Here is a 25,835-nt window from a genome sequence, read left to right as displayed (position 1 = left end):
CACCACCGGGCGATAGCTACCATCGCCTGGGTGACTGTGATCCCTGACCCATCCCAGCGCTTCCCGCTCCCCCACGCGCACCGGACCGTCTTCTTGAAACCGCACGTCACCTCGCCGAACATCGAGGTCGGCGACTACAGCTACTTCGACGATCCGGTAGCGGCGACGGCCTTCGAGACCGACAACGTGCTGTACGCGTTCGGGCCCGAGAAGTTGATCATCGGCAAATACTGCGCCATCGCGAGCAACACCCGGTTCATCATGGCCGGGGCCAACCACCCCACCGCGGGCGTGTCCACCTTCCCGTTCACGATCTTCGGCGGCACCTGGGCCGAGGAGACCATGGACATCATCACCTCGATCCCGTCCCGCGGCGACACCGTGGTCGGCAACGACGTGTGGTTCGGCTACAACAGCCTGATCATGCCGGGCGTCCGGATCGGCGACGGCGCGATCATCGCCACCGGCGCGGTCGTCACCGCCGACGTGCCGCCGTACACGATCGTCGGCGGCAATCCGGCGCAGGTGGTGAAGCAGCGCTTCAGCGACGCGGAGGTGGCCATGCTGCTGCGGGCGGCCTGGTGGAACTGGCCCGTCGACCTGATCACCGAGTACGTGCGGGACATCATGGGCGGCGGCCCCGCCGAGATCGAGCGGATCGCCCGCCACCACGATCTGCTCATGGACTGAGGCGACCCGCTCATGGACTGACCTGCGGCGCAGACGTATTCGGGAGGCGTCGCACGACCGCTTTTGGCTTCCACCGCAATTCGGCGCGCGACGCATACTCGCCCGGGGCGCTATCTGCCCCGGACGATGCGGCGGAGTTTGGTCACGCGCGGGCCGATTTCGCGTTCGTAGCCGTGGTCGGTCGGGTGGTAGTAGTCGGTGCCGACCAGTTCGTCCGGCGGATACTGCTGGCCGAGAACACCATCCGGGTGATCGTGCGGGTACTTGTACCCCTGGGCGTTGCCGAGCGCGGCCGCGCCCGCGTAGTGACCGTCGCGCAGGTGCGGGGGCACCGCGCCCGCCTTGCCCGCGCGCACGTCGGCCATGGCCGCGCCGATGCCCTTGACCACCGACCCCGATTTCGGGGCGGTGGCGATGTGAATCGTGGCCTGGGTCAAGGCCAATTGCGCCTCGGGCATACCGACCAGCTGGACCACCTGGGCGGCGGCGACCGCGGTCTGCAACGCGGTGGGGTCGGCCATGCCGACCTCCTCGCTGGCCTGGATCATCAAGCGGCGGGCGATGAATCGCGGATCCTCACCGGCGCTGATCATGCGCGCCAGGTAGTGCAGCGCGGCGTCCACGTCCGAACCGCGCAGCGATTTGATGAAGGCGCTGATCACGTCGTAGTGCTGGTCGCCGGAGCGGTCGTAGCGCACCGCGGCCTTGTCGACGCTGGCCTCCACCAGTTCCACGCCCACAGTGCCGTCCAGGGAGGATTCGGCCGAGGCCTCCAGTGCGGTCAGCGAGCGCCGCGCGTCGCCGCCCGCGATCCGCACGATGTGGTCGAGGGCCTCGTCGGTGACGGTGTACTCCCCCGCCAGCCCGCGCGGATCGGCGATGGCGCGGGCCAGCACCTCACGGATCTCGGCCTCGGTCAACGACCGCAGTTGCAGCACCAGCGACCGCGACAGCAGCGGCGACACCACGGAGAACGACGGATTCTCGGTGGTCGCCGCGACCAGCAGCACGATCCGGTTCTCCACCGCCGCCAGCAACGCGTCCTGCTGGGTCTTGGAGAAGCGGTGCACCTCGTCGATGAACAGCACGGTCTGTTCGCCGACGGTGAGCCGCCGCCGCGCCAGATCGATGACCGCGCGCACTTCCTTCACGCCCGCCGACAACGCCGACAACGCCTCGAACCGGCGGCCGGTGGCCTGCGAGAGCAGCGAGGCGAGGGTGGTCTTACCGGTTCCGGGCGGACCGTACAGCAGCACCGACGCCGCACCCGATCCCTCGATCAGCCGGCGCAGCGGGGAGCCGGGACCGAGCAGATGCTGCTGGCCTACCACCTCGTCGAGGGTGCGCGGACGCATGCGCACGGCCAGCGGCGCGAACCGATCGTCGGCAGCGGGTAAGCGCACCGCGCTCGCCGCGAAGTCGTCGGCGACGGCCTGCGTGCCCGGTGCGTCGAAGAGCCCATCACTCACGCCCCGAACCCTACCGATCGGCTCCGACACCATCGCTGACGGCGACACCGAGCGATCGATGGTGGTGAAGCACGGCTACTCCTCCCAGCGCTCCTCGAGGGTGGCCGAGACGTGCTCGGCGAAGTCGCCGAGGGTGTCGTCGCCGGTGCAGCGGGCGTCCTCGGCGAGGGCGGCCCAGCGGTTGATCAGCGCGGCCGACCGCGGAATCGACAGGCCGTGCTCGCGGGCGGCGGCGATGCGGGCGTGGTCGGCGGGCAGGAACCAGTAGGTGGACAGCCACACCCAGATGAGCCGGGCCTCGAGAATGCGTTCGGCGAGCACGGCGTCGTCGGCCAGCGCGGGCCAGACCGCCACCACTTCCGACCGCCACGCCTCCACCATCTGGTGGGCGCGTTCGCGGGAGAGCTCGAAATCGCACAGGCAGCCCGGGAACGAGACCAGCGCGTAGGCGATGTCGAGGGTGGCGTCGCGGAAGCCGCCCCACTCGTAGTCGAGGAAGCGGGCGCCCTCGTCATTGAGAATGACATTGTCCGGGCACAGGTCCGAGGGGCTGAAGGCGCGGTAGCGGCCGGCCGAGAACAGGCGGTTGCCGCGCACGATGCGTTCGGCGATCTCGCCGGGCACCTCGATGCCGAGTTCGCGCTGCAGCATGATCGGCACCTCGGCGACCGCGGACTCGGCCTGCTGGGCGATGCCGTCCACCCGGTGCACCACGTCGACGCGGCGGAGCAGGGCGACGAAGTCGGCTTCGCGGCCGACGGTCGCGGCGTGCATGCGGCCCAGCGCCTGGGCGAACGCCATGAGCGCGTTGCGCTTGTTGGGCTCGACACCGGACTGCAGGACCGCGGTGAGCGAGAGGTTCTCGCCGAGATCGCTGAGAATGAGCAGGCGGCCGGGCAGGCTGTAGCCCAATAAGTAGGCGCCTGGGCGATGGTCGCGACCGAGGGCGGTGGTGAATTGGTACGAGACCGCTTCGCGTAGGAATGCGGAATCGATGCTGGCGACCCCCGGCGCCATGCCGCCGGTACGTCGCTCCGTCGCCGGACCCGCTACCTGCTTCACAATGAGTGTGCGAGGGAGCGAGAAGGCGTTCTCCGCAACGCGGACACGTAGGACCGTCGTCCTACCACTGCCGCTGAGCTCCATGGGGTCACTCAGCTTTACCGCAGCACCCATTCGCTTTGTGAGCAACTGTTGTGCCGCGGACACGACTTCGGCGGCGCGTTCGGCCAATAGTGCGGTCATCGGAACCCAAGGTACTCCCGCCAGGTCACTTTCAGCGAGCGGTTGCACAACCTTTCGCGCGTCGGACGGCGTGTCTTTGTGAAGGGTTTGCCCACGCGGCGCTGGTTGCTTGACACAACCAGCGGGGTCTAGTTGTCTCTTGGATCAACTGCTGTGCGCCACACCGTAAACCGGGAAATGTGAAAGGCTTGCGACCATGACTGGCACGCCGCCCTCAGCACCGTACGACCCCTCCGGCGACCGTCCCGCCGCCCGGGGCGGCGAACAGTACCCACCGCAATCCGGACATCACCAAAACCCCGAGCCCGCACCGGTTTCCGGTGCCGCCGACCCCGGCCCCGGGCCCGCCCGCCACCAGCTGCCCGGCCTCGCCGGGTACCCGCAATTCGACGGACCGGGCGCGGCGCACTACGGCAGCGAGCCCGTGGAGCCCCCGCCGGCCCTGACCCCGCAGCCGGGCGCGCCCCAAGGTCCTCCCGGCGTCGGCGGCGGCGCGCCGCAGCAGTTGCCGCCGGGCGCGATGGCGCCGGGCAATCCGCCTCCCCCGGGTGGCTTCCCACCGGGCTCGACACCGCCGCCCGCCGCGGGCCCCGACACCGAGCCCGTGCCGCAGCAGTCCTACGGTCCGCCGCGCGAGCGCCTCGATGTGGGCGGCGCCCTCACCTACGGGTGGGATCGGTTCCGGCTCAATGCCGTTCCGTGGGTGGGCATGGTGCTGATCGGCCTGATCTCCTGGCTGCTGGTCACCCTGCTGGTGAGAATCATTGACGTCCAGTCGCTGTCGGCGGTGGTGCTGCTGTTCGCGGTGGCGTCGCTGGTGGTGTGGCTGTTGCAGGCGGCCATGATCCGCGGCGCGCTCTACGAGACCGACGGCACCCCACCCGATTTCCCGGCCTTCTTCGGATTCGTGAACGCCGGCAATGTGCTCATCACCGCCCTCATCGTGTTCGCGGCGTGCTTCCTGGCCTCGATCCTGTGCCTGTTCCCGGCGGTGATCGTCGGGGTGCTGTGCATGTTCGCGCTGCATTTCGTGATCGATCAGGACCAGAATCCGATCGCCGCGATCCAGTCCAGTGCGCGGCTGGTGATCGCGAACGCCCTGCAGGTGTCGCTGCTGGCGCTGGCGGTGCTGCTGATGACGGTGGTCGGCACCTTGTTCTGCGGGCTGGGCCTGCTGATCGCCGGGCCGGTGACCGCGATCGCCACCACCTACGCCTACCGGACCCTCACCGGGCGGCTGGTCGTGTACTGACCGCCGCCCGACCGAGTCGAAAAGCGACGACGCCGCGCTGCCCGAGCAGCGCGGCGTCGTCGTATATCGGTGTCGAGGCTACTTGCCCTCGTCCTTGACCGGGTTGCCGTTCGCGTCCAGCTTGGCGTTGAGGCCCGCTTCCTGACGCTGCTGCGGCGTGATCGGGGTCGGCGCGTCGGTCAGCGGGTCGACGCCGCCGCCCGACTTCGGGAACGCGATGACCTCGCGGATCGAGTCCACCCCGGCCAGCAGCGCGGTGATGCGGTCCCAGCCGAAGGCGATGCCGCCCATGGGCGGGGCGCCGTAGGAGAAGGCGTCGAGCAGGAAGCCGAACTTCTCCTGCGCCTCGGCCTCGCCGATGCCCATCACCTGGAACACCCGCTCCTGCACGTCGCGGCGGTGGATACGGATCGAGCCGCCGCCGATCTCGTTGCCGTTGCAGACGATGTCGTAGGCGTAGGCCAGCGCCGACGCCGGATCGGTGTCGAAGGTGTTCAGGTGCTCGGGCTTGGGCGAGGTGAAGGCGTGGTGCACGGCGGTCCAGGCCGAATAGCCCAGGGCCACATCGCCGCTCGCGGTGGCGTCGGCGGTCGGCTCGAACATCGGGGCGTCCACGATCCAGACGAAGGCCCAGGCGTTCTCGTCGATGAGACCGCACTTGCGGGCGATCTCGCCGCGGGCCGCGCCCAGCAGCGCCCGGCTCGACTTCTGCTCACCGGCGGCGAAGAAGACGCAGTCGCCCGGCTCGGCGCCGACCTGCTTGGCCAGGCCCTCACGCTCGGCGTCGGTCAGGTTCTTGGCGACCGGGCCGCCGAGGGTGCCGTCCTCGTTGAAGGTGATGTAGGCCAGGCCCTTGGCGCCGCGCTGCTTGGCCCACTCCTGCCAGGCGTCGAACTGGCGACGCGGCTGCGAGGCGCCGCCCGGCATGACGACCGCACCGACATAAGGAGCCTGGAACACGCGGAAGGACGTGTCCTTGAAGTAGTCCATCATCTCGGTGATCTCGACCTCGAAGCGCAGGTCGGGCTTGTCCGAGCCGTAGCGGCGCATGGCCTCGGCGTAGGTCATGTGCGGGATCGGGGTCGGGATGTCGTAGCCGACCAGCTTCCACAGCGCGGCGAGGATGTCCTCGGCCAGCAGGATGACGTCCTCCTGCTCGACGAAGCTCATCTCGATGTCGAGCTGGGTGAACTCCGGCTGGCGGTCGGCGCGGAAGTCCTCGTCGCGGTAGCAGCGCGCGATCTGGAAGTAGCGCTCGATGCCGCCGACCATGAGCAGCTGCTTGAACAGCTGCGGCGACTGCGGCAGGGCGTAGAACTTGCCGGGCGCCAGGCGGGCCGGAACCAGGAAGTCGCGCGCGCCCTCCGGGGTGGAGCGGGTCATGGTCGGGGTCTCGACCTCGATGAAGGCGTGCTTGGCCAGCACCTCGCGGGCGGCGGTGTTCACCTTGGAGCGCAGGCGGATCGCGTGCGCCGGGCCCTCGCGGCGCAGGTCCAGGTAGCGGTACTTGAGGCGGGCTTCCTCACCCGGCTCGTCGTCGAGCTGGAACGGCAGCGGCGCGGCCTCGTTGAGCACCTCGAGCGCGGTCACGTTGACCTCGATGGCGCCCGTCGGCAGGTTCGGGTTCTCGCTGCCTTCGGGACGGTTCTCGACCACGCCGGTGATCTTCACGACGAACTCGTTGCGCAGCTTGTGGGCGGCCGCCGCGGGCTCGCCTTCACGGAAGACGGCCTGGGCCACACCCGAAGCATCACGCAGATCGATGAAGATCACGCCACCGTGGTCTCGCCGCCGGGCCACCCAGCCGGTGAGGGTGACGGTCTGACCGGCGTGCTCGCTTCGCAGCGAACCAGCCAAGTGGGTGCGCAGCACGGGATTCCTTTCGACGGGACTCGAAGCACCGGTGCGGGTGACCAGGTGCAGACCCATCGTAGAGAGACACGTGCGGCGAGTGGAAACCGATATCCGCTCGCCCGTGTCAGAGTGATACGCATGACCTTCAACGAGGGCCTGCAAATCGACCCGAACCGGGTGAGTGGCGGCGGTGGACCCGGTCTGGGCGGCGGCTTGGCTCTCGGTGGTGGCGCGCTGGGCATCATCGCGCTGATCGCGTCCCTGTTGCTCGGCGGCGATCCGGGCAGCATCCTGGGCCAATTCACGGGTGCGGATTCGAACTCCAAGTCCGGCACCGCGACCGCCCCCGAGCATTGCAAGACCGGAGCGGACGCCAACAAGTACGTGGACTGCCGGGTCATCGCCACCGTCCAGAGCCTGGACAATGTGTGGGGCACCGAGCTGCCCAAGCAGACCGGCCGCAAATACGTGGCCCCGAAGGTGACGCTGTTCTCCGGCGCGGTGAACACCGCCTGCGGGCGCGCGTCCTCGGCGGTGGGCCCGTTCTACTGCCCCGCCGATAAGACCGCCTACTTCGACACCAGCTTCTTCCAGGAACTGGTCGACCGTTTCGGCTCCAGCGGCGGACCCCTGGCCCAGGAGTACGTGGTCGCCCACGAGTTCGGCCACCACATCCAGAACCAGCTCGGCGACATCAACAAGGCCCAGCGCGACCCCAAGGGCCCGACCTCCGGCGCGGTCCGCACCGAGCTGCAGGCCGACTGCTACGCCGGCGTCTGGGCCGCCTACGCCGACAAGCTGCCCGCCCCCGGCGGCGGCCAGCCCTTCCTGAAGCCGCTGACCGACAACGACATTCGCGACGCGCTCTCCGCCGCCTCCGCCGTCGGCGACGACCGCATCCAGAAGGCCGCCACCGGCCGCGTCAACCCCGAAGCCTGGACCCACGGTTCCTCGGTGGAACGCCAGAAGTGGTTCCTGACCGGCTACAAGACCGGCCAGGTCAAAGCCTGCGACACCTACTCCGCCCAGGACCTCGGCAACCCGCCCGCCCTGCGCTGATCCCGACCCGACCCGAGGGCCCCGTCCGAATCGGACGGGGCCCTCGCCATGTCCCGCCCCGGACGCTCGATGCCGGTGGGCCACTCGATGGACCGGCCCGGCGCGACCGCCGGGTACCTCGCCACGGGCCAATTCGGGCGAATCCCGCGAGCCGTGTCTCCTTCCGGTGCGGCGTCGGCGTGGCGCTGCGCGCCCGGATGGGTGCGGGGCAACAATCTGCGGGCGGCGGGCGCACGCTCACCAGGGACTTGGAGGGATGCGATGGGAACAGCAGGGGTGGCGGGACAACCCGGCGTGGCGGGAATCGCGGTGCGGCGGCGCGGATGGCGGGGCGCGCTGACCGCGGCGGCGTGTGCGGTGTTGCTCACGGGCGCCGGCGGATTCGCGGGGGTGCGACCGGCGGCGGCCGCTCCCCCGGCGCTGTTCACGCTCACCGCCCTGCCCGCGGGCTGGCAGACCCGGACCGATCTGCGGCCCTCCCTCGAGGTGCAAGCGGACGGGCACGCGGTGAAGCGGTCCGATCCCACCGCGCAGCCGGTCAACGGGAAGGTGCCCGCCGATGTCCTGACCGCGGCGGCAACCGAGATGAAAGCGCTGGTCACCGCCGATATGGGGACCCCGGACGCCACCGACAAGGGCACCTCGATCATCGACTACATGCCCGAGCACCGCGATCAGGATCTGCATCTGATCGTGTACGCGCCCGAGATCACCGACGGCCTCAGCGACGAGCAGAAGGCGTCCCGCAAGCACTTCGACGATCTGTTCCAGCGCCTGCTGAACGCCTTCGCTCCGGCCTGACAGCTCAGCCGACCGTCCAGGTTTCGTTGCCGGTGAGCAACTCCTGCAAGGAGTTCGGGCTCACCGGTTTGCGTTCGACGGCGGTGCCGAGCTGGGCGCGGACGCCGTCGTCGTAGGTGGGGCGGGTGACGCTGCGGAAGACGCCGGTCACCACGTGGGTGAGGTCCTGGTCGGACAGCCGCGACAGGGCGTAGGCGTATTCGGGCTGGTCGGTGTAGGCGTCGTGCACCACGATGTCGGAGTCGGCGACGCCGTCGGCACGCGCCACCTTCAGGCCGAAACCGTCACGGACCACGGCGAATTCATTGTCCGCGCCGAAGCGGATGGGCTGCCCGTGCCGCAGCCGGACCAGATGCGATTCGGCGTTCTCGCGCCGCAGCGCGTCGAAGGAGCCGTCGTTGAAGATCGGGCAGTCCTGCAGGATCTCCACGAACGCGGTGCCGCGGTGTTCGGCGGCGGCCCGCAGCACCTCGGTGAGCCCGGCCCGGTCGGAGTCCAGGGCCCGGGCCGCGAAGGTGGCCTCCGCGCCCAGTGCCACCGAGAGGGTGTTGAACGGGTGGTCGATCGAGCCCATCGGGGTGGACTTGGTGACCTTGCCGGTCTCCGAGGTCGGCGAGTACTGGCCCTTGGTGAGGCCGTAGATCCGGTTGTTGAACAACAGGATCGTCATGTTCACATTGCGGCGCAGGGCGTGGATGAGATGGTTGCCGCCGATGGAGAGCGCGTCACCATCGCCGGTCACCACCCAGACCGACAGGTCGGGCCGGGTGACCGCCATTCCTGTGGCGATGGCCGGGGCGCGGCCGTGGATGGAGTGGATCCCGTACGCCTCCAGGTAGTACGGGAACCGGCTCGAGCAGCCGATGCCGGAGACGAACATGAGGTTCTCGCGCTCGAGGCCCAGATCGGCCAGGAACCCGCGCACGGTGGCGAGGATGACGTAGTCGCCGCAGCCCGGGCACCAGCGCACCTCCTGATCGGAGGTGTAGTCCTTGGCCTTCTGCGGGCCCGCCGCCCGCGGCACCCCGGACAGTCCGGTCAGGCCCAGATCGGCGCCCACGAGCGGGTTTTCGAGAATGGTCATCACTTGCCCCCTGGATTGCGGTAGGTCGCGCGCGCCCGTGCGGCGAAAGCCTTGTCCTGCTCCATCTCCGCGATGGAGCCGTCCAGGGCCGCGTCGATGACGCCGACCAGTTCCTGTGCTTGGAAGGCGGTGCCGGCCACCTTCGTCCACGGCTGCACGTCGACCAGGTAGCGGGCGCGCAGCAGCATGGCCAGCTGGCCGCCGTTCATCTCCGGGCAGACCACGGTGCGGTAGCGGCGCAGCACCTCACCGAGGTTGGGCGGGAACGGATTCAGATGCCGCAGGTGCGCCTGCGCCACCGGCACCCCGCGCCGCCGTGCCCGCCGGCAGGCCTCGCCGATCGGACCGTAGGAGCTGCCCCACCCGATGAGCAGCAGTTCGGCGTGGCCGCCGGGATCGTCCACCGCCAGCTCGGGCACGGCGATGCCGTCGATCTTGGCCTGCCGCAATCGCACCATGAGTTCGTGATTGGCCGGTTCATAGGAGATATTGCCGCTGCCGTCGGCCTTCTCGAGCCCGCCGATGCGGTGTGCGCGGCCCGCGGTGCCGGGCACCGCCAGCGGCCGGGCCAGGGTCTCCGGGTCGCGCGCGTAGGGCTGGAACGGATCGTCCTGCGCGCCCGCGGGTTCGAACGCCGGGTCGATCGGGGCGAGCTGATCGACCTGCGGAATCGCCCACGGCTCGGAACCATTGGCGATGGAACCGTCCGACAGCAGCAGCACCGGCGTGCGATAGGTGAGGGCGATGCGGGCGGCCTCCACGGCGGCGTCGAAGCAGTCCGCGGGCGAGCGCGGCGCGACCACCGGCACCGGGGATTCGCCATTGCGCCCGTAGAGCGCCTGCAGCAGATCGGCCTGTTCGGTCTTGGTGGGCAGACCGGTGGACGGGCCGCCGCGCTGCACGTCGATGATCATCAGCGGCAGTTCGGTCATGACGGCCAGGCCGATGGTCTCGCTCTTGAGCGCCAGGCCGGGACCGGACGTACTGGTCACCCCGAGCGCCCCGCCCAGTGAGGCCCCCAGGGCCGCGCCGATGCCGGCGATCTCGTCCTCGGCCTGAAAGGTGGTGACGCCGAAGTTCTTGTGCTTGCTCAGTTCGTGCAGGATGTCCGAGGCCGGGGTGATCGGGTAGGTGCCCAGGAAGACCGGCAGCCCGGACAGCTGCCCGGCGGTGACGATGCCGTAGGCGAGCGCGGTGTTGCCGGTGATCTGCCGGTAGGTGCCCGCCGGGAGCGTCGCGGGGGCCACCTCGTAGGTGGTGGCGAACGCCTCGGTGGTTTCGCCGTAATTCCACCCTGCCCGAAATGCGAGGATATTTGCTTCGGCGATATCGGGCGTGGCGGCGAATTTCTCCCGCATGAACTGTTCGGTGCCGCCGATGGGCCGCCCGTACATCCAGGACAGCAAGCCGAGCGCGAACATATTCTTCGCGCGCTGCCCATCCTTTTTACCCACACCGGTCGGTTCGGTTGCGCCGAGCGTCAAGGACGTCATCGGCACCCGGTGCACCACGAAATCGGTCAAGGTGTCATCGGTGAGCGGATCCCCGGCGTACCCGACCTTCGCCAGTGCGCGTTTGGTGAATTCGTCCGTATTGACGATCACGGTCGCCCCGCGCGCCAAATCCTCCAGATTCGCCTTCAGCGCAGCGGGATTCATCGCGACCAGCACATCGGGCTGGTCACCGGCGGTCAGGATGTCGTAGTCCGCGATCTGGATCTGAAACGACGACACACCGGGCAGCGTGCCCTGGGGTGCGCGGATCTCGGCGGGGAAATTCGGTTGGGTGGCAAGATCATTGCCGAATGCGGCGGCCTCGTGGGTGAAACGGTCACCGGTGAGCTGCATGCCGTCACCGGAGTCGCCCGCGAAGCGGATGACGACCCGTTCCAGTTTCTCCACCGCCAATTTCCCTGGGCCGTCACCGTTTCCGGACGCCCCGGAGTCGCCATGCTGCACGGTGTCCTTTGCCTGAGCCATGCGCGTGCATCACTTCCTCGTCAGATGTGAGGTACCAACGCCAAACTACTCCGCAATATTCGCGACACACCCGTGAAGCGCAATGGTTTCGATCAAAGAACCGCCGTCAGGCGAACAACGCCAACTGCGGGTCGGGCGTGTGCGATTCGACGGCGCGAACCTCGGGCTCGGCCGGTCGATCACGGTTCAAACGGTGTTTCTCCAGCAGCGGCTCGATGCGGCCGCGTAGCCACGCAGAATACTCCGGTGTCACCGAAGTTCCCCGACCATACAGTTGCCGGTAGCGGCGCAACAGCGCCGGGTGGGCCTCGGCCAGCCAGGCCAGGAACCAGCCGCGGGTGGAACCGCGCAGATGCATGGGGAACGCCGTGACGCGGGCGGCCCCGGCCTCGGCGATGGCGGCGAAGAGCGCGTCCAGATGCGCCTGGGAGTCGGTGAGGTACGGAATGACCGGAGCAACCATGACATTAACGGCGAATCCGGCATCCGAGAGCGCACGCACCAGTTCCAGCCGCGCCCGCGGCGACGGCGTGCCGGGCTCGAGCCCGCGATGCAGTTCCTCGTCCAGGATGGCGATGGACACCGCGAGGTCCACCGGCACCTGACCGGCGGCCTCGACCAGCAGCGGCAGATCCCGCCGCAGCAGCGTGCCCTTGGTGAGGATGGAGAAACCGGTGCCGGATTCGGCGAGCGCGGTGATGATGCCCGGCATCAGCCGGTAGCGGCCCTCGGCGCGCTGATACGGATCGGTATTGGTGCCCAGCGCGACCTGCTCGCGCCGCCAGGACCGTTTGTGCAGCTCGCGCCGCAGAATCGGGACGACATTGGTCTTGACCACGATCTGGGAGTCGAAGTCGGCGCCCGCGTCCAGGTCCAGGTACTCGTGCGTGCCGCGGGCGAAGCAGTAGCGGCACGCGTGCGAGCACCCGCGCATGGGGTTGATGGTCCAGCTGAACGGGAGGGTGCCGCTGTCGGGCACCCGGTTCAGCGCACTCTTGCAGAGCACCTCGTGGAACGTGATGCCCTCGAACTCGGGTGTCTGTACGCTGCGTACGAAACCCGCACGTTCGAGGCCGGGGAGCGCGCCGTCATCGGCGCCGAGGGTTTGCCTTTGCCAACGCACCACCCCAGTCGAACATGCGTTCTAACGAGTGTCAAGCAATCTTCTGCGTGTCGGCCTCGATCGGCTGCCCGTTGTAGAAGGCGACCAGGTCCCGGATGGTCTGCTCGGCGGGCCGCGGACGGTAGCCGAGTTCCTCGGTGGCCTTGGTGTGCTCGACGATCGGGGCGGCCAGCAGCGCGCCCATGGCCGCCTTGGAGATGCGGTCGCTGCCGAAGGCCTTGGCCACCGGCTCCATGACCGGCATGCAGGCGTTGATCACCTTGGCCGGGATCGCGAAGGCGGGCTTCATCTTCCCGTTGACCTCGGCGGCGGTGCGGGTGGCCTGGAACATGTCGGTGAAGTGACCGCCGAGCAGGTAGTTCTCGCCGGTGCGGCCACGCTCGCCGGCCAGGACCAGGCCGGTGGCGACGTCACGCACGTCGACCAGGTCGAAGCCGCCGCTGATCATGACCGGCACGCGGCCGCGCGCGGCGTCCCACAGCGTGGTGTTGATGCGCGAGGCGGTGTTGTCGATCGGGCCGTACACACCGGTCGGGTTGCAGATGACCGCGTCCAGGCCCTTGTCGATGACCGAGCGCAGCTCGATCTCGCCCTGCCACTTGGACCGGTCGTACACCGGCAGATCCGGGTCGATCGATCGCGGCGAGCGCTCGTTGATGACGCCGCCGCAGGAGTACTGGTTGAACGCGTGGATGGAGCTGGTGTGCACCATGCGGCGCGCGCCGACCTCGAGCGCGGCCTCGGCGACGACACGCACACCCTCGGTGTTGACCCGCCAGGCGACATCGTTCTTGTGGGCCAGGGTGATCAGCGCGACCAGGTGGTAGACCACCTCGGCGCCGTCGAGCGCGGACCGCATCGAGACCGGATCCAGCACGTCACCGTTCACCCAGGTGACCCCGGGCTGGGTGGCACCGGCGACCCGGTCGATGGCGGTGACCTCGTGACCGCGATCAGTAAGCAGGCGAAGCAAATTGGTGCCAAGGAACCCGGCAGCGCCGGTGACTGCGACCTTCATGGTCAGAAGAATATAGAACTTGTTCTAATTTGCAAGAACGGTCACATTACGGCCCGCTTGCGGACGGGATCACAGCCGCGCGCGGACGCCGAACCGGAGCGGCTAGGGCCGACACGCCGGAGCGGCGAAGACGACGTGCCGGAGCGGCCGCGGACGCCACGCCGGGCTGGACGCTCGAGAGGTTATATTCAGCTCCCGCATGTCCACGACGCTAGGGGGGTCCTGACATGACCGATCTTTCGGTCGACACGGGTGCGGTCCGCGCCTTCGCCGCCACCCAGGACTGCATCGCCACCGACATCGCCGCTGAGGGCGGTCTGGACACTGTCACCCACGTCGCCGCCATGACCCCGGCCTTCGGACTCATCGGCGCGGACTTCCTGGCCAGTTACGCCGTCGCCGAACTCCTGCACGACCGCGACATCAATGCCCTCTCCGGCCGCTTCGCCGAGCTCGGCCGGGCGGCCTTCGGCTCGGCAGCCACCTTCGAGAGCACCGACGCCGACTTCGCGCGCGGGCTCGGCGCAGCCATCGGGCAGCTCGGCGACCAGGCATGAGGCCGCTCGACTCCGGCGTCATCGAAGCTGTCCCGGCCGGTCCGGACCCCGGCATGACGGGAGCACAGCGCGTGGACGCCGTCTCACCCGGCCCGATTCCGGAGCTCGCGGTGGGCGTGCTGCCACTGCCCGCCGATCCGGTCGGCGATCCGATGAAGGGTTTGGCGCTGCCCGCGATTCCGGGACTGGACGCGCTGTTCGCACCGTTCCCGCAACTGCTGCAAGCGTTCGGCACCGGGGTGCTGGGCCAGCTGAATCCGGCCACGGTGCTGAGCACCGGGTCCAAGGTCATCGAGTCCGCCGTGCAAATCGGCGGCGGTGCGCTGACGACGGTCGAATCCCTGTGGCAGGGCGAGGCTTCCCAGAGCGCACAGGAGTCGGGCAGGCAGGCCCGGGATCACGGGCAGGAGACCGCCCGGCGCGGTTTCGAGCTGTCGGCGATCACCGATCAGGCCGCGGCCGTGGTGCGGCGCGGCAATATCCAGCTCACCGCCATCGCACAGGCCTTCGTCACGGAGGCCACCGCGCTGTCCCCGCTGATCCTGACCCCGCTCGGCCAGACGGCGCTGATCGCCTCGGCCACCCGGCATCTCGGGGAGGCGGTGACGGTCGTGAACACCACCCGCGGTGAGCTGTCGGTCTACACCGCGCAGGTACAGGGACTGATCGGGCAGCTGGTCGGCCAGGGCGGCGGCCCGACTCCGGCGGAGGTTGCCCAGGCGCTGGCGCAGAATGTGGGCCGGCCGATTCTGGAGCAGGCCACCGAGTTGCTCGAAAGTGGTGTGCGGGCAGCGACTTTCACGCCCGGCGATCCGACCGAATCGGACCTCTCCGGCGGGCTGCCGGCCACCTCCCCGGCCGGTATCAGCGGTGGGGGCGGAGGCCTCGGGAGTGGCGGCCCCGGCGGCCTCAGCGGTGGCCTGTCATCGGCTCCCGGCGGACCCGGTTCGTCGATTCCGGGCGGCACGATCACCAATTCCGCCGATCCGTTCGGCGCGGGATCGGCCGGCGTCCCCGGTCTGGGCGGACCAGCCGGTTCGGGCTTCCTGGGCTCCCCCGCCGCGGCGGGTGCGGGCAAGGGCGGTGCGGGCGACGCACCGCACGGCCGGACGGTGCAGCCGCACCGAAGTCCCGCGGCCGAATGCGAACTCACCGGCAATCTGGGCGCCTTCGCCCCGGGAGTCATCGGCGATGCCGGGGATCCGACAGACGCCGCCGAGCCCGATCAGCTCTGAGGCAACCCCATCACTCCGGAAAAGGGTGATGCCGCGGTGATCTGGACGGGTACCCAGACCACCGCGGCATCGGTGGAGACCGAAAGCGGATGTACACCCCGCGGGCTCGGCCACCGTTTCAGGGCGCGCTCGCGCACGCCGCGGTGGGTTACACCGCGGTCGGGCGCGCCTGCGCGTCGACTCCGCCGTCGATGACGAACTGGGAACCGTGGATGAATCCGGCCTGCGGACCCATGAGGTAGACGATGAGCGAGGCGATCTCCTCGGCGCGGCCGTTGCGGCCGATCGGGGAGACGAAGTTGCGGATGGCGTCGCCGTAGCGCGGGTCGTCGAGCCCGGCCTGCAGCAGCGGGGTGTCGACGCTGCCGGGGGCGACGGTGTTGAGGCGGACGCCGGCGGCGCCCCACTCGACGGCGCGCTCGCGTACGGCGACGGTGACGGCGTTCTTGGAGGCGGCGTAGGCGTAGCTGCCCGCGTAGTCCCCGGCCTGGGCGAAGGCCTCGGCCTCGGCGCCCGTGGCGATCGGGTTGTCCTCCCACTTGATGTGGGTGGAGGCGACCGACGAAACCACCACGGCCGCAGGGTTTTCGCCCTTGGTGAGGGCGGGCAGCAGGGCGTCGAGCAGGGCGACGGTGGCCCGGTAGTTGATCTCCACCACCAGGTTGGGGTCGGGCACCTGGGGGCCGACGCCGGCGCAGAGGATCAGGCCGTCGAGGCTGCCGCCGGAGCGCTCGAGCACCGCTTCGACCGCGGCGTCGCGGGCGTCGGCGTCGGTGAGGTCCACGGTGATGTCCGCGTTGCGCAGGTCGATGCCGATGATCTCGTGCCCGGCGGCACGCAGGGCGGCGGCGGTGGCCGCGCCGATGCCGGAACCGGAGCCGGTGATGGCGATGGTCATGGGGCGATTAGAACAAGAGGCAGAACAATCCAGCAAGCCCCGGCCGCGGATCATCTCGGCTAGCGGGACGACGGCGGCGGGGCGTCCGGCGGGTGGGTTGACTGTCGGGATCGTCCCGGAACTGATGCCTTTTGGCGAGGGTGGCGCTAGCATCAGTCGCAAAACTAGAATCGGTTCTAGTTTTTGGCACTTGCTCACTGTCGAGAGGACGATCGATGCGCTTCACCTACGCGGAGGCGATGACCAACCCGGATTACTACATCCCCCTCGCTCAGGCTGCCGAAGCCGCCGGGTTCCACAGCATCACCGTGGCCGACAGCATCGCCTACCCGGCCGAGTCGGATTCGAAGTATCCCTACACCGCGGACGGCAACCGCGAGTTCCTCGACGGGAAGCCGTTCATCGAGACCTTCGTGCTGTCGGCGGCCATCGCGGCGGCCACCACCACGCTGCGTCAGACCCCGTTCGTGCTCAAGCTGCCGATCCGCCCGCCGGTGCTGGTCGCCAAGCAGGCCAGCTCGCTGGCCCGGCTGAGCAACAACCGCTTCGCGCTCGGCGTGGGCATCAGCCCGTGGCCGGAGGACTTCCAGATCATGGGCGTCCCGTTCGAGAAGCGCGGCAAGCGCATCGACGAGTGCATCGAGATCGTGCGCGGTCTGTCGACCGGTGAGTACTTCGAGTACCACGGCGAGTTCTACGACATCCCGAAGATCAAGCTCACCCCCGCGCCCACCGAGCCGCTGCCGATCCTGCTCGGCGGCCACAGCGACGCCGCGCTGCGCCGCGCGGTCCGCCTGTGCGACGGCTGGATGCACGCCGGCGGCAATGCCGAGGAGCTGGACAAGTACCTGGCCCGGATCAACGAGCTGCGCGCCGAGCGGGACCACAAGGGCGACTTCGAGATCCACGCGGTCTCCTACGACGGCTACACCCCCGACGGGGTGAAGCGCTGCGAGGAGAAGGGCATCACCGACCTGATCGTCGGCTTCCGCAACTCCTACGCCAAGGAGCAGGACACCGAGACCCTGGAAGAGAAGATCACCAAGATCAAGTGGTACGGCGACAACGTGATCGCCAAGCTGAGCTGAGCTCTCCCGCTCGGCGGCGGCTGATCACGCCTTCTTCGCGAAGCCCAGGTCGATCACGGCGTCGCGTTCGCCGACCAGTTCGGCGACGCTGTGATCGATTCGGGTGCGGGCGAATTCGCCGATCTCCAGATCCGGCACGATGGTGTACTCGCCGTCGGCGCAGGTCACCGGGAACGAGCTGATCAGTCCCTCGGGCACGCCGTACGAGCCGTCCGAGGGCACCGCCATCGAGGTCCAGTCGCCGGGAGCGGTGCCCAGCACCCAGTCGTGGATGTGGTCGATGGCGGCGCTGGCCGCACTCGCCGCCGAGGACGCGCCGCGCGCGGCGATGATGGCGGTGCCGCGCTGCTGGACGGTGGGCACGAAATCGCCGGTCACCCACGCGGGATCGTCGATGACGGCGAGCGCGTCGCGACCGCCGACGGTGGCGTACGCCAGATCGGGGTACTGGGTCGCGGAGTGGTTGCCCCACACGGTGATCCGCGCGATGTCGGCGGCCGCGGCCCCGGTCTTCTCGGCCACCTGCGCGATCGCGCGATTGTGGTCGAGGCGGGTGAGAGCGGTGAACCGCTCGGCGGGAACGTCGGGGGCGTTGTTCATGGCGATGTAGGCGTTGGTGTTGGCCGGGTTGCCGACTACCAGCACCCGGACGTCGTCGGCGGCGTTGGCATTGATGGCCGCGCCCTGATCGGTGAAGATCGGGCCATTGGCGGCCAGCAGGTCGGCGCGTTCCATCCCCGCGCTGCGCGGCCGCGATCCCACCAGAATGGCGATGTTGGCGCCCTCGAAGCCGAGCCACGGGTCGTCGGCGATATCGATTCCGGCCAGCAGCGGGAACGCGCCGTCCTCGAGTTCCATCGCGACGCCTTCGAGCGACCCGACGGCGGCGGGAATCTCGAGCAGCCGCAGGCGCACCGGCGTGGACTCCCCGAGCAGGGCTCCGGAGGCGATGCGGAAGAGCATGCCGTAGGCGATCTGCCCGGCGGCTCCGGTCACGGTGACGGTCACTGGCGCAACGTTGCTCACGGCGATCTCCTCGCGATAGCGGCTGATCTTGCTTCGACCCTATCGACGCTCACCGTGCGCGAGGCACGGCCGTGAGCAAAGGAACACCGGCCGTGAGACGGCATCACCGGCCGACCCCGTGCCCGAACCGCACGTCAGGGCGGGCATCGGCCAGATCGTCGTCAGCGGGCGATATCGGCGATATCGGAGTCGGCGAGGATGATCGACCCGGCTTCGTCGCGAGCGCGGACCAACCGGACGGCACGGTAGAGCGGGCGTTCCTCGGCATTGGCGTCGCGGGCCTCGGCGCGCAGTTGCTGGACCAGCATCCCGGAGATGGCCAGGGCGGCGGCGAGCGGGCATCCGGCCAGCGCGTCGGCGAGTTTGCGCAGGCCCAGAATGTGGAGTTCGCGCCCGCTGCCGGAGTCGCTGTAGATGGCCAGCGGCACGACCTGGGTGTCGGGTCCCGCGGTGGCGCGCAGCACGATGCGGCTGATCTTGCCGGGGTGGACCACGATCTCCACGGCGGTGGCCGCGGCCAGGTCCAGATGGCGTTCGCCGCGCCAGGTGCGGGCGTGGATGACGCTGCCGGACACGGTGATCCGGCGGCGTTGCACGGCCATGGCGTACAGAGCGGTCGGTGCGCCCAGGACCAGACCCGCCGCGAGGGCGGTCGGCCAGTGCACGAACAGCGCCATCAGCAGGCCGACCCCGATGCCGATGCCGAGCGCGGCGAGGGTGAGTTTGCGCAGCGCGGGGGCCAGCAGTTCGGGGGCGATCAGGTCGAGCCCGACCTCGCCGGATCCCGGCGTCGATTCATGAGTCACAGCAGTGCATTCGTCCAGGTATCGAGGGGTCGCGCGTACCGGCGGCACGCACCGCCCCGTGCGGAATATCAGCAGGCCTTAACCCAATACCCCGATTGACACCCGCCCACTCGCGAATTGGGCCGAGCGTTCCCGAGGCCGTAACAAACCGACCGCGCCATCCCGGGTATCCGGTCCGAGCCCGCGGCACCGGTCGCGGCCCCCGGCGGCGGATTCACGCACCGATACCGCTTCCGGGCGTCGAGTTCGGCCGGGCGCGCAGGACCGCCGACCGGGCAGCCGGGCGGGTTCGGGCAGGCGGATCGGCGGGTACCCGGGGTCCGGCGACTCCTGGCCCCCGGGACCTGCCTACGCGATCAATCCTTTTCGCCCGCAAGGGCGGCCGCGACCTGGGCGACGGCCTCGTCCAGCGGGATCTGCCGCTGTTCGCCGCTGCCGAGGTCCTTGAGCCCGATCTCGCCGTCGGCGACCTCGCGGTCACCCAGGACCAGCGCGAGCCGGGCGCCGGACTTGTCGGCGGCCTTCATCGCGCCCTTCATGCCGCGCCCGCCGTAGGCGAGGTCGGTGCGGATCCCGGCCTTGCGCAGGTCGGCGGCCAGCACCACCAGGCGCTGCTTGGCGACGTCGCCGAGCGGGATGCCGAAGACCTGCACGCGCGGCCCGTCGACGGCGGTCTTGCCCTCGGCCTCGAGCGCGAGCACGGTGCGGTCGACGCCGATGCCGTAGCCGATGCCCGACAGCGCCTGCCCGCCGAGTTCGGCCATCAGCCCGTCGTAGCGGCCGCCACCGCCGATGCCGGATTGCGCGCCGAGTCCGTCGTGCACGAATTCGAAGGTGGTCTTGGTGTAGTAGTCGAGCCCGCGCACCATGCGCGGGTTGACCACGTACGGCACGCCGAGCGCGTCGAGGTGGCCGAGCACCTGCTCGAAGTGGGTCTTGGCGGACTCCGACAGGTGGTCGATCATGAGCGGCGCGTTCGCGGTCATCTCCTTGACCTCGGGACGCTTGTCGTCGAGCACGCGCAGCGGGTTGATCAGCGCGCGGCGGCGGGTCTCCTCGTCGAGCGGGAGCTTCATGAGGAATTCCTGCAGCAGTTCCCGGTACTGCGGGCGGCAGGTCTCGTCGCCGAGGGAGGTGATCTCGAGCCGGAAGCCGTCGAGGCCCAGCTTGCGGAACCCGGCGTCGGCGATGGCGATCACCTCGGCGTCCAGGGCCGGGTCGTCGATGCCGATGGCCTCCACCCCGACCTGCTGCAACTGCCGGTAGCGGCCCTTCTGCGGGCGCTCGTAGCGGAAGAAGGGTCCGGCGTAGCAGAGCTTGACCGGCAGCGGGCCGCGGTCGAGGCCGTGCTGGATGACCGCGCGCATGACGCCCGCGGTGCCCTCGGGGCGCAGGGTGAAGCTCTCGCCGTTGCGGTCGGCGAAGGTCCACATCTCCTTGGAGACGACGTCGGTCGACTCCCCCACACCGCGCGCGAACAGGGCGGTCTCTTCGAAAACCGGCAGCTCGACATGCCCGTATCCGGCCAGTCGCGCGGTCTCCACCAGTCCGTCACGGACGGCGGCGAACTCCGCGGAGGTGGGGGGCAGATAGTCGGGGACCCCCCTCGGGGCACTGAAGCTGCTGGTCTTGGTCACGATTGTCAAGTTTCCACCACGGCCGCGCGACAAGTCCAACCGGTTACCGGCCCGGCCCTCATATGTAGGTTTTTCTCAGCGAATGCAGGTAATGTCTGCCGCGGCCGCTGGGCTGACGGGCTCGTTTGTGCTGACGGCCCCAGTCTGTACAGACATCAGATACCGACCGTTCACGGAGGGACAGTTAGTGCCGAGCAATGAACAGCGACGCGCTGCGGCGAAACGGAAGCTGGAGCGTCAACTCGAGAACCGGGCCCAGCGGGCGCGCAAGCGCAAGCAGCTCACCATCGCGGCGTCGGCGCTGGGCGTCGTGGTCGCCGTGGCGGCCGGTGTCGGCATCTACTTCCTGACCAAGGGCGATGACAACAGCACGAGCGCGAAGGCGTCCGAGACGCCCGACGCCTCGCTGACCGCCGCTCCCCCGCCGGCCGCGAAGGCCAAGCCGGCCTCGGTGAGCTGTGAGTACCGTCCGTCGCAGAAGCCCGCCGACAAGGCGGTGAGCGCGCCGGGCACGGCCAACATCACCACCGCCGGTCAGGTGAAGGCCACCATGGACACCAATCAGGGCCCCATCTCCATGACCCTGAATCCGGGCGAATCCCCCTGCACGGTCAACAGTTTCGAGTCGCTGGCCAAGCAGAAGTACTTCGACGCGACCAGCTGCCACCGCATGACCACCGGTAAGGGTCTGCAGGTGCTGCAGTGCGGCGACCCGTCCGGCACCGGAATGGGCGGTCCCGGTTACGAATTCGACAACGAGTACCCGACTGACCAGTACGGGCCGACCGATCAGGCCGCGCAGTTCCCGGTCGAGTACAAGCGCGGCGTGCTGGCCATGGCCAACGCCGGCCCGGGCACCAATGGCAGCCAGTTCTTCCTGGTCTACGGCGATTCCCAGCTGCCGCCGCAGTACACCATCTTCGGCACGGTCGACGAGGCCGGGCTGGCCACCCTCGACAAGATCGCCAAGGGCGGCGTCGCGGGCGGCGGTCAGGATGGCAAGCCGGCCATGGACGTGAACATCCAGTCGGTCCAAATCAACTGACCAGCATGGTATTTCGGCCCCGGCGCGAATCGCGCCGGGGCCGTTGCTTTTCCGGCGAAAGTCTCGGGAAGGTCCCGTTGAACCTCTCGCCTAAGGCTTCCCTAACCAAAGAAAATCCTGAGTTTTCCCTCGCCTGCCGGAATTGTGCGATATATGCTGGATCGCGACGCGCGCGTACGGCGGTATCGGAGTTTTCGCTGGTAATCTCGTAGAACGGAGTACCAAGGCGAAGTAAAGCCCACCGGGCAATCCCCACTCGGGCCGCCGCTTCGCCCCATGTTCTCCGGGTGTCCACGTTTGCAGGCGGGACGACCTATGCGCAACCACCGTTCGTATAGCGATGTCCGTGACGAAGCACCATCATCCACAGTGATCCAACTGCAGCATCGGGGAGCAGGCAATGGCCGAGGAACTCGACGACATCGGCCGCGAAACGGCGGCGATGATGAGGCAAATGTTGCAGCTCGCGACACTTGTCGCGCTGCGCACCCGGGAACGTGGCCAGAAGGAAGCGGAAGCGCGTGTGAGGGTCACCGAGGCCCGCCAGAAGGAAGGCCGCGAGCGCCGGTTGCGTGAGGCGGCCGATTCCAAGGCCCGCGACCCGCGTAACCGTGAACTCTCGCGAATCCTGGAGCGCCCCACACTCGAACGCGGTGGCGTGTCCCTCGAGAAGGATCGCTTCTCGGCGGCGACCGAGGCCTCCCGCATGGCCGCGCAGCAGGCCGGTCGCGGTGGCGCCCGGTACGACTCGGTGGAGCGGCGAACCGCTCTGGCACAGCATCTTTCGCGGATGGGCATCTCGCCGGAACTGCAGTCGGTGCGCATGCTGATGGAAGTCGGCCAGGCGCAATCCGCTCAGGACGCCGTGCGAATCCGCGAGCAGGAGGCGGCTCAGCGTCGCGTCCGCGAGCAGGAATCCCACGAGCGGGAGCGCGAACGCGCCCGCTCGCGCGAACGAGTCTGAGTATCAGTCGTTTCGGCCGTTGTGATGTGTACCGTGGCGGATCGCCTTGCGATCCGCCACGATTCGTTTCCGGGGCCTAGAGCGGGAACTCGCCCATGGTGGGGTTGCTGAACAGACCCTGCTGCGGCGACTTCAGCGGCAGCGGCGTCAGCATGTCCTTGTGCCCGTTGCGCACACTGCAGTACTTGAACGGGCCCTTGGGGTCGAACAGCTTCGCCATGTGCGGGTCGGCGTGGTCGAGAAACCACACGCTCAGTCCGGTCTTGCCGTCGTGGCGGAAGTGCTCCCACGCCCGCCACATGGCGTCCAGTCGCGCGACCGCCTCGGCGTGCTTCCACCATTCCGGACACCACACGGTGTCGCTGATGTCGGTCACCTGCCGGCGGTACACCAAACTCAGGTAGTTCTCGACGAACTCGACCACGCTCTGGTAGACCATGCGCTGCGGCTCGTCGGGACGACGGCCACGGGAGTCGTCGAAGGGGAAATTCTCGGGGTGCTGCTCGTCGCTCACAGCGGTCGGACCTCCTTGGGAGCCGCGACATCCGGGATTGTCTCTTTGATCAGCGCGGGACTGGTCAGATCATCGATGGTGGTCTTCTTCGTCGGTGACGGGTCGTGCGCCTCGATGGAACGCTCCACCGCGGCCGCGTCGGTGCCCTCCCACCACGGGACGGTGCGCAACAGCACCGCCGGTGTGCCGGAGGAGAACAGGATGGCGCGCCCGCGCGGCAGGGTGGCCAGGGCATGCGCGTTGAAGGTCCGCGAGGAGCTCAGCGAACGCGAATAGCTCTTGCCGCCCTTGGATTCCGACACCGACTGGGCGATCGAGTCGTAGTCGCCGATGGCCTCCGAGCGCTGTTGCAGGAAGGCCATGTCGTCGATGCCACTGCCGATCACCTTGATATTGGCCGCGCCCCACAGCGCTTCCATACCGTCGGGTCCCCAGCAGCGCGCACCCTGGGCCCAGGACTGCAGCACCGTCATCACCACGATGCCGCGAGATCCGAAGTGGCTGTACTGCTTCGGCAGATCCTTCCAGCGCACCACGTTCGCGGCCTCGTCGAGCGCGGCCAGCAGCGGCACCGGCAGGCGGCCGCCGGGAGAGCGGGACGCCTTGTGGGTGGCGACCTCGATGACCGCCGCGGTCAGCGCGCTCACCAGCGGCGCGGCCGAGCCCCGGCCTTCCAGGGACAAGCAGTACAGGGTGCCGTTGCCCTCCAGGAAGGCCAACTCGTCGAACGGTTCCCGGCCCCCGTTGGGGATGATCCACGGCTGGATGTGCGGCAGTTTCAGGCAGCGGATCATGGCCTTCGCGCCACCGAAGATGCCGTCGCGGGTGCGCACGTCGAGGTTGTACTGCCCGGCCAGACCCTCGGCCATGTAGTGCTTGGCGCTGCGGCGCAGGATTTCCACGGGCGTGGTGTCGAGCGGGTTGTTCACCCATTCCCACGCGCGCAGGATATTGCTGCCCTCCAGGCCCGCGGCCAGGAACAGCGCCGCGAGCAGGTCCTCGGCTTCGGGATCGAAGTAGGAGTCCGCGCCACCGCCCGCCGAGGGGCTGCCCTCGGCGTCGGAGAAGTGCCCGGCCAGGCTGACCGCGCGCACCTCGGCGCCGGGGCGATGCACGTCGACCCAGGCCAGCGGATCCCAATACCACTGGGGTTCCTGCTGGGCCTGCCAGTCGTGCGAATCCGGGGCCACCCCTTGCGGATCGAAGACGAAGATCGGAGAACCCTTGCCCGCGCGCACATCCCGGGTGGCGTCGACGACGTCCCGCTTGTTGGAGGTGACGACCACCGGGCCGATGGCGGCCAGCACCGCCGGGATGACCCGGGAGGTGGTCTTGCCCTGCCGCGGACCCCAGATGTCGACCTGCAGGTCCTCGTAGGAGCCGTACATCATCTCGCCGTCGGCGACCGACATGCCGATCGGAATGCCCGGCACCAGCGCGTCTCCCGGCCGCATGAGCGAACCGGGGATGACCTTGTCGCCGGTGAGGTGGGTGTGCAGTGGCACGCCCATCTTCCCGGCCTTCTCCCGCACGCCGGCCAGGGTGAGCGCCTTGATCGCGCCGCCGGACCCCATGTGGTCGGCCTTGTCGTCGATGGCCAGGCGGCCCTTCTTCGAGGCCTCGGCACGGTGGCGCTTGTAGTACACCCAGCCCGCCGTCCCCGCGACCACCAGCAGCACGATGACGGTGGCGGCCGTGGGCCAGCGCACCTGACCCTTGATCAGGTTGACGACGATAGCGATCGGATTGATCGGCAGGTTCTGGCGCGGGGAGCTGAGCAGATTGCCCAGTTGAACTGCCAGCCACAGGGTTCCGAAGATATAGAAACCCGCGTACACGAGGTGCAGGGTGCGGTCTGGACCCGGATCGGCCGGGTCCTGCACCGGTGTCTTCGCCATCTCTATCCTCCTGGGATGACCTGTGAGTCGTTGCCGCTCAACGGAATTCGTCCAGCAACCAGCTACCGCCGGGGCCACGCACGACGGTGGCGACGACCGTGGCCGGGGGTAGCTTTTCCCGCCTGCCGTCCGGGTGGACGACCGTCTGCTCGATACCGATCTTGTACTGCTGCCGGTTCGGGTCGGCGCCCGCGGGCGCCTTCTCGCCGGAGGCGAAAGCGAACGCCTCGACGTGCGCGTTCTCCTTGGCCCATTCGGCCCACCGCAGCGTCGGACGCGGTGTGTCCACGGCGGTGGACGGGCTGTCCAGGGTGCGGATCAGGGTGGGGCCCAGCCATTTCCGGGCGCGGCGCAGCGCGTCGCCCTCGGATTCGGTGGCGGGGTTCCAGGTGTAGATCTGCTGTAGCGCCGCCACCGCGACCCCGTCGGGGGTGGTGGGGTCGGGCGCGGGCGCGACCTCCAGCAACCGGGTGGTGGTCGTGGGCGCTTGCCCGGCAGGCGGATTCGAGCCGCCGCCGTTCGAGCCGCCGCCGGAACAGGCGGTGGCCAGCATCGTGACGCTCACCACCAGCATCACCACCCCAATCGGACCA

23 protein-coding genes are annotated in these 25,835 nt (G+C 69.0%); 9 read left to right on the top strand and 14 right to left on the bottom strand.

What is annotated here, in order from left to right:
* Positions 1–30: 30 nt before the first annotated feature.
* Positions 31–690: a CatB-related O-acetyltransferase gene (locus tag ACQP06_RS14895; RefSeq protein ID WP_433672745.1), complete on the top strand. Its 660-nt coding sequence runs from the start codon at positions 31–33 to the stop codon at positions 688–690.
* A 110-nt stretch (positions 691–800) separates the two neighbouring features.
* Here ACQP06_RS14895 and ACQP06_RS14890 read toward each other — a convergent pair whose 3' ends face one another.
* Together ACQP06_RS14890 and ACQP06_RS14885 are read right to left on the bottom strand one after the other, a co-directional pair.
* Positions 801–2,192 (bottom strand): replication-associated recombination protein A, encoded by a 1,392-nt coding sequence (locus ACQP06_RS14890; RefSeq protein ID WP_433673331.1) that lies wholly within the window; start codon positions 2,190–2,192, stop codon positions 801–803.
* Between the two features lie 42 nt (positions 2,193–2,234).
* Positions 2,235–3,404, bottom strand: a complete 1,170-nt coding sequence (locus ACQP06_RS14885; RefSeq protein ID WP_433672744.1) for a phosphotransferase family protein — start codon at positions 3,402–3,404, stop codon at positions 2,235–2,237.
* A 196-nt stretch (positions 3,405–3,600) separates the two neighbouring features.
* Here ACQP06_RS14885 and ACQP06_RS14880 point away from each other — a divergent pair, with 196 nt between their 5' ends.
* Positions 3,601–4,656: a hypothetical protein gene (locus ACQP06_RS14880; RefSeq protein ID WP_433672743.1), complete on the top strand. Its 1,056-nt coding sequence runs from the start codon at positions 3,601–3,603 to the stop codon at positions 4,654–4,656.
* Between the two features lie 78 nt (positions 4,657–4,734).
* On the opposite strand, the gene aspS is transcribed toward ACQP06_RS14880, so the two are convergent.
* The gene (aspS, locus tag ACQP06_RS14875) at positions 4,735–6,528 is read right to left on the bottom strand and encodes an aspartate--tRNA ligase (RefSeq protein ID WP_433673330.1); all 1,794 of its coding nucleotides are present in this window, start codon (positions 6,526–6,528) and stop codon (positions 4,735–4,737) included.
* Between the two features lie 120 nt (positions 6,529–6,648).
* Between aspS and ypfJ the strand changes: the two genes are divergently transcribed.
* Together ypfJ and ACQP06_RS14865 are read left to right on the top strand one after the other, a co-directional pair.
* Positions 6,649–7,569 carry a KPN_02809 family neutral zinc metallopeptidase gene (gene ypfJ / locus ACQP06_RS14870; RefSeq protein ID WP_433672742.1) on the top strand — a complete coding sequence of 307 codons (921 nt, stop codon included), beginning with the start codon at positions 6,649–6,651 and terminating at the stop codon, positions 7,567–7,569.
* A 261-nt stretch (positions 7,570–7,830) separates the two neighbouring features.
* Positions 7,831–8,370 (top strand): hypothetical protein, encoded by a 540-nt coding sequence (locus ACQP06_RS14865; protein ID WP_433672741.1) that lies wholly within the window; start codon positions 7,831–7,833, stop codon positions 8,368–8,370.
* 4 nt (positions 8,371–8,374) lie between these two features.
* Here the strand turns inward: ACQP06_RS14865 and ACQP06_RS14860 are convergent, their stop codons facing one another.
* The 4 genes from ACQP06_RS14860 to ACQP06_RS14845 form a co-directional block, all read right to left on the bottom strand.
* Positions 8,375–9,454 carry a 2-oxoacid:ferredoxin oxidoreductase subunit beta gene (locus ACQP06_RS14860; protein ID WP_433672740.1) on the bottom strand — a complete coding sequence of 360 codons (1,080 nt, stop codon included), beginning with the start codon at positions 9,452–9,454 and terminating at the stop codon, positions 8,375–8,377.
* Positions 9,454–11,433, bottom strand: a complete 1,980-nt coding sequence (locus ACQP06_RS14855; RefSeq protein WP_433672739.1) for a 2-oxoacid:acceptor oxidoreductase subunit alpha — start codon at positions 11,431–11,433, stop codon at positions 9,454–9,456. The genes ACQP06_RS14860 and ACQP06_RS14855 overlap by 1 nt, the downstream gene beginning before the upstream one ends.
* 106 nt (positions 11,434–11,539) lie before the next feature.
* The gene (locus ACQP06_RS14850) at positions 11,540–12,556 is read right to left on the bottom strand and encodes an Rv2578c family radical SAM protein (protein ID WP_433672738.1); all 1,017 of its coding nucleotides are present in this window, start codon (positions 12,554–12,556) and stop codon (positions 11,540–11,542) included.
* Positions 12,557–12,587: 31 nt separating this feature from the next.
* The gene (locus tag ACQP06_RS14845; protein ID WP_433672737.1) at positions 12,588–13,574 is read right to left on the bottom strand and encodes an NAD-dependent epimerase/dehydratase family protein; all 987 of its coding nucleotides are present in this window, start codon (positions 13,572–13,574) and stop codon (positions 12,588–12,590) included.
* A gap of 227 nt (positions 13,575–13,801) precedes the next feature.
* Here ACQP06_RS14845 and ACQP06_RS14840 point away from each other — a divergent pair, with 227 nt between their 5' ends.
* Together ACQP06_RS14840 and ACQP06_RS14835 are read left to right on the top strand one after the other, a co-directional pair.
* Entirely contained in the window at positions 13,802–14,131 is a 330-nt protein-coding gene (locus tag ACQP06_RS14840) for a type VII secretion target (protein ID WP_433672736.1), read from the top strand.
* Entirely contained in the window at positions 14,128–15,366 is a 1,239-nt protein-coding gene (locus ACQP06_RS14835) for a hypothetical protein (protein WP_433672735.1), read from the top strand. The genes ACQP06_RS14840 and ACQP06_RS14835 overlap by 4 nt, the downstream gene beginning before the upstream one ends.
* A 148-nt stretch (positions 15,367–15,514) precedes the next feature.
* Here ACQP06_RS14835 and ACQP06_RS14830 read toward each other — a convergent pair whose 3' ends face one another.
* Entirely contained in the window at positions 15,515–16,264 is a 750-nt protein-coding gene (locus ACQP06_RS14830) for an SDR family oxidoreductase (protein WP_433672734.1), read from the bottom strand.
* Positions 16,265–16,404: 140 nt separating this feature from the next.
* Between ACQP06_RS14830 and ACQP06_RS14825 the strand changes: the two genes are divergently transcribed.
* Positions 16,405–17,352, top strand: a complete 948-nt coding sequence (locus tag ACQP06_RS14825; protein ID WP_433672733.1) for a TIGR03619 family F420-dependent LLM class oxidoreductase — start codon at positions 16,405–16,407, stop codon at positions 17,350–17,352.
* A 24-nt stretch (positions 17,353–17,376) separates the two neighbouring features.
* Here the strand turns inward: ACQP06_RS14825 and ACQP06_RS14820 are convergent, their stop codons facing one another.
* The 3 genes from ACQP06_RS14820 to hisS form a co-directional block, all read right to left on the bottom strand.
* A complete protein-coding gene (locus ACQP06_RS14820) occupies positions 17,377–18,378 on the bottom strand; it encodes a malate dehydrogenase (protein WP_433672732.1) in 1,002 nt (333 codons plus the stop codon).
* A gap of 161 nt (positions 18,379–18,539) precedes the next feature.
* Entirely contained in the window at positions 18,540–19,184 is a 645-nt protein-coding gene (locus ACQP06_RS14815; RefSeq protein ID WP_433672731.1) for a hypothetical protein, read from the bottom strand.
* 356 nt (positions 19,185–19,540) lie between these two features.
* Positions 19,541–20,821, bottom strand: a complete 1,281-nt coding sequence (gene hisS, locus ACQP06_RS14810) for a histidine--tRNA ligase (protein ID WP_433672730.1) — start codon at positions 20,819–20,821, stop codon at positions 19,541–19,543.
* 187 nt (positions 20,822–21,008) lie between these two features.
* Between hisS and ACQP06_RS14805 the strand changes: the two genes are divergently transcribed.
* Together ACQP06_RS14805 and ACQP06_RS14800 are read left to right on the top strand one after the other, a co-directional pair.
* On the top strand, positions 21,009–21,866 hold the full coding sequence (locus tag ACQP06_RS14805; RefSeq protein WP_433672729.1) for a peptidylprolyl isomerase: 858 nt from the start codon (positions 21,009–21,011) through the stop codon (positions 21,864–21,866).
* A 400-nt stretch (positions 21,867–22,266) separates the two neighbouring features.
* Entirely contained in the window at positions 22,267–22,830 is a 564-nt protein-coding gene (locus ACQP06_RS14800) for a hypothetical protein (protein WP_433672728.1), read from the top strand.
* 76 nt (positions 22,831–22,906) lie between these two features.
* On the opposite strand, the gene ACQP06_RS14795 is transcribed toward ACQP06_RS14800, so the two are convergent.
* From ACQP06_RS14795 to ACQP06_RS14785, 3 genes are read right to left on the bottom strand one after another with little or no spacing between them, the layout of a single operon-like run.
* Positions 22,907–23,344, bottom strand: a complete 438-nt coding sequence (locus ACQP06_RS14795; RefSeq protein WP_357083489.1) for a DUF4913 domain-containing protein — start codon at positions 23,342–23,344, stop codon at positions 22,907–22,909.
* Complete coding sequence (locus ACQP06_RS14790; RefSeq protein WP_357083492.1) at positions 23,341–25,242, bottom strand: type IV secretory system conjugative DNA transfer family protein; 1,902 nt, start codon at positions 25,240–25,242, stop codon at positions 23,341–23,343. Before ACQP06_RS14790 ends, ACQP06_RS14795 begins: the two co-directional genes overlap by 4 nt.
* Positions 25,243–25,279: 37 nt before the next feature.
* Complete coding sequence (locus ACQP06_RS14785; protein ID WP_379278708.1) at positions 25,280–25,816, bottom strand: hypothetical protein; 537 nt, start codon at positions 25,814–25,816, stop codon at positions 25,280–25,282.
* Positions 25,817–25,835: the final 19 nt, after the last annotated feature.

Origin of the sequence: Nocardia sp. CA-136227 (assembly GCF_050955695.1) — a bacterium.
GTDB lineage: Bacteria > Actinomycetota > Actinomycetes > Mycobacteriales > Mycobacteriaceae > Nocardia.
Note: the sequence above shows the minus strand (reverse complement) of the source record. Positions and strands in the feature narration are given on the sequence as shown.

What these genes read in the sequence shown, in the direction of transcription:
- ACQP06_RS14890 (WP_433673331.1), bottom strand. Translation starts at nt 2,192, where the DNA reads ATGGTGTCGGAGCCGATCGGTAGGGTTCGGGGCGTGAGTGATGGGCTC.
- ACQP06_RS14885 (WP_433672744.1), bottom strand. Translation starts at nt 3,404, where the DNA reads ATGACCGCACTATTGGCCGAACGCGCCGCCGAAGTCGTGTCCGCGGCA.
- ACQP06_RS14880 (WP_433672743.1), top strand. Translation starts at nt 3,601, where the DNA reads ATGACTGGCACGCCGCCCTCAGCACCGTACGACCCCTCCGGCGACCGT.
- ypfJ (WP_433672742.1), top strand. Translation starts at nt 6,649, where the DNA reads ATGACCTTCAACGAGGGCCTGCAAATCGACCCGAACCGGGTGAGTGGC.
- ACQP06_RS14865 (WP_433672741.1), top strand. Translation starts at nt 7,831, where the DNA reads ATGGGAACAGCAGGGGTGGCGGGACAACCCGGCGTGGCGGGAATCGCG.
- ACQP06_RS14860 (WP_433672740.1), bottom strand. Translation starts at nt 9,454, where the DNA reads ATGACCATTCTCGAAAACCCGCTCGTGGGCGCCGATCTGGGCCTGACC.
- ACQP06_RS14855 (WP_433672739.1), bottom strand. Translation starts at nt 11,433, where the DNA reads ATGGCTCAGGCAAAGGACACCGTGCAGCATGGCGACTCCGGGGCGTCC.
- ACQP06_RS14845 (WP_433672737.1), bottom strand. Translation starts at nt 13,574, where the DNA reads ATGAAGGTCGCAGTCACCGGCGCTGCCGGGTTCCTTGGCACCAATTTG.
- ACQP06_RS14840 (WP_433672736.1), top strand. Translation starts at nt 13,802, where the DNA reads ATGACCGATCTTTCGGTCGACACGGGTGCGGTCCGCGCCTTCGCCGCC.
- ACQP06_RS14835 (WP_433672735.1), top strand. Translation starts at nt 14,128, where the DNA reads ATGAGGCCGCTCGACTCCGGCGTCATCGAAGCTGTCCCGGCCGGTCCG.
- ACQP06_RS14830 (WP_433672734.1), bottom strand. Translation starts at nt 16,264, where the DNA reads ATGACCATCGCCATCACCGGCTCCGGTTCCGGCATCGGCGCGGCCACC.
- ACQP06_RS14800 (WP_433672728.1), top strand. Translation starts at nt 22,267, where the DNA reads ATGGCCGAGGAACTCGACGACATCGGCCGCGAAACGGCGGCGATGATG.
- ACQP06_RS14790 (WP_357083492.1), bottom strand. Translation starts at nt 25,242, where the DNA reads ATGGCGAAGACACCGGTGCAGGACCCGGCCGATCCGGGTCCAGACCGC.
- ACQP06_RS14785 (WP_379278708.1), bottom strand. Translation starts at nt 25,816, where the DNA reads ATGCTGGTGGTGAGCGTCACGATGCTGGCCACCGCCTGTTCCGGCGGC.